The 2501-nt window shown below is 57.3% G+C and carries 2 protein-coding genes; both read left to right on the forward strand.

Annotation, left to right across the window (positions count from 1 at the left end; translation table 11 throughout):
• Positions 1 to 451 precede the first annotated feature (451 nt).
• Positions 452 to 967: a hypothetical protein gene (locus ACFQ2D_RS16980; protein ID WP_280941066.1), complete on the forward strand. Its 516-nt coding sequence runs from the start codon at positions 452 to 454 to the stop codon at positions 965 to 967.
• Between the two features lie 1234 nt (positions 968 to 2201).
• Complete coding sequence (locus ACFQ2D_RS16985) at positions 2202 to 2357, forward strand: SH3 domain-containing protein (RefSeq protein ID WP_386795728.1); 156 nt, start codon at positions 2202 to 2204, stop codon at positions 2355 to 2357.
• The last annotated feature ends 144 nt before the right edge of the window (positions 2358 to 2501 follow it).

Here is a 2501-nt window from a genome sequence, read left to right on the forward strand (position 1 = left end):
GTTCATGGCTCGCTGCCGTCCAGATCCGGAGAGTGATGCCTAACAATTCAATCAAGCCGACGCCGCTTCGCGGCGCGGCTTATTTCAGGCGTTAGGCATTGCTATGAAGGCCATCGGCTACTCAATCGCAGTAATTGGCTTGGCCATGATGATCTACGCTTGGCATATTGAGCGGGTACTTCTCCAGCCTGAGCGGCGCTTCCCCGCCCCCGAGGCAGGACAAACACATCGCGTTGAGGTCAAAGGAGTGTCTGCGTATGCCACACAACCGGAGTCTTGGGCGCAGACGGCAAGCTTTCCGATTGGCTGCATACTGCTCTTGTGCGGCGGGGCTATCGCCATCCGGCGCAAAGGTAACTTTCCGGGCAGCAATGCCTAACAATTCATTCAAGCCGACGCCGCTTCGCGGCGCGGCTTAATTCAGGCGTTAGGTGCTAGGAGGCACCGCCCAATGATCGTGGAGAAAAGCAAAATCGCGCTCAAGGCGCACTGGTTCCTTCCGGTCGCCGTTCTGGTGGCTGGAGGTGACTTGGCCTTGGCGATCGTCGACTCCTGGTCAGATCCCGAGCTACTCGAGGCCGCCATCCTTTTTGACCTGGCAATCTTGCTGCCGGCACTCTATTGGTGGTGCTACAGGAAACGCGGCTGGACTACGCTGCTCAAAGCTACCGCTCTTAGCTGCCTCGGCATCTGGGTGGCCGGCCATATCGTCCCGGACCAACACCACGACCTTATCAGCACGGTTGGCTTCGCCCGGTACATCGGGCTGGCTGTCCTGCTCGTCATCGAGCTAAAGCTGGTCGTGGCCATCTATCGGGCAGCGTTCTCCAAGGCCGGTTCTAACGATGCTCTTGCGGCAGCCAAGGACGCCGGCATGCCGGAGTGGGCTGCTCGGCTCATGGCGTGGGAGGCATCGCTTTGGCGTCGGGGTTGGGAGTCGGTGCGGCGGCTAGTGAAACGTAGCTAGCACCTAACAATTCGTCCAAGCCGACGCCACTTCGTGGCGCGGCTTAACTCAGGTGTTAGGCGTCACATGGAGACTTCAAATGACTGAAGGAACAACAGGCGCCAAGACAATTTGGCTGACGCTTTTGCACGTTGTCGTCGGGACTGCCCTTCTGTTTGGCACTCTCTGGCCGTACGAGTTCACCGCACTGCTGCCACACGCGTACCAATTCGCGAACTGGCCCTTCGCCTTCAAAGTTGCTGTGGGCGTAGCAGCTGCGATCTGCGTCATCTGTGATGTCTGGTTCTTTGCGTTGCGACCCAGCCTCGAAATGCCTCAAACGAGACATGGGCGCCGTAGCGGTGGCGCCTAACAAATCATTCAAGCCGAACCCGCTTCGCGGGTCGGCTTAATTCCGGTGTTAGGGCGCACGTGGAAGCTCCTCGCAACTCTGTCCAATGCTCCGTTCATGGGCCGCAGCCACAGGCGTTTGTGTGCCAGCACGTCTTGCAGAGCTTGGACACCCATCAGGCAGTCGGATTTCACTGGTCCTCAGAGGATCACGGAGAACATCCTGACGCTTGGTGTGCTGACTGCGAGGATGCCCGAGTGGCTGCTGGCGGGGATTGGACTGAGTCAATACTGCCCCAGGTCGGAGTCACGCTAATCTGCGGTTCGTGCTATCAAGCGGCAAAGGGCATTTGGCTCAGAGCTCGGGCGGCCGATGGCCTCGGTGCGCCCTAACAATTCATTCAAGCCGAAGCCGCTTCGCGGCTCGGCTTAATTCTGGTGTTAGAGCTGATTGGGGACACTGTTCTGTACTTAAAGGGGGAAAAGCATGCTTCGATGCACAAACTGCAATGGACCTGTAGATGAACGCGCAGCTTCCTGTCCAAGATGCGGAAGGCCAAATGCGGGAGAGGAGGCGAAGAACCTTCAAAACGGTGGCTGTTTGGTCGTAGTTCTCGCAGTCATTGGGTTCTTGGCCTATTCCTGGTTTACTGACAGTGGCGACAAACAAGCCGGCCTAGTCCCTTCGCCGCCGCCTGCGCCTATGCAGACTCCTCAAGAGCCGTATCGGGATCGAGGTGCCATGGAAGAGCAAGGGCGTGCGCCGAGGGCCTTCCAAGAAGTCGTTAGTGAGCAGTTTGATCACCCCGAGCAGTCTGACAAGGCTCCAAGCGCCGACACGTTCACAATTGCAGCAGTTCTTAGAGATGACCGTGGACATATCGTTCTTCAATCAGGTCCTCGAATGAGGTCGAAGAACGTTACCACCCTGCCTTCCGGTACACGTGTCATAGCTGAAGCAACAGGCGGAAAGTGGATACAAGTAAGAACAACGGATGGCCTCACAGGTTATGTGAGGGAAAGACAGCTTGAGTTCTCAGATGGCGAGAATCAGCTCTAACAATTCATTCAAGCCGACGCCGCTTCGCGGCGCGGATTAATTCAGGCGTTAGCGCCCATGAGAATTTTCCTCGCGAGCCTACTTGCCCTAACACTCTGCAGCTGCGCTATGCCAGCACGTCGTTCACTTGAGCTTGGGGTTCGA

The sequence above is a fragment of the Luteimonas composti genome (genome assembly GCF_042678665.1).
Taxonomy (GTDB): domain Bacteria; phylum Pseudomonadota; class Gammaproteobacteria; order Xanthomonadales; family Xanthomonadaceae; genus Luteimonas; species Luteimonas composti.

Excerpts from the sequence above, each read along its gene's own strand:
- ACFQ2D_RS16980 (WP_280941066.1), top strand. The coding sequence starts at position 452 with ATGATCGTGGAGAAAAGCAAAATCGCGCTCAAGGCGCACTGGTTCCTT.
- ACFQ2D_RS16985 (WP_386795728.1), top strand. The coding sequence starts at position 2,202 with ATGAGGTCGAAGAACGTTACCACCCTGCCTTCCGGTACACGTGTCATA.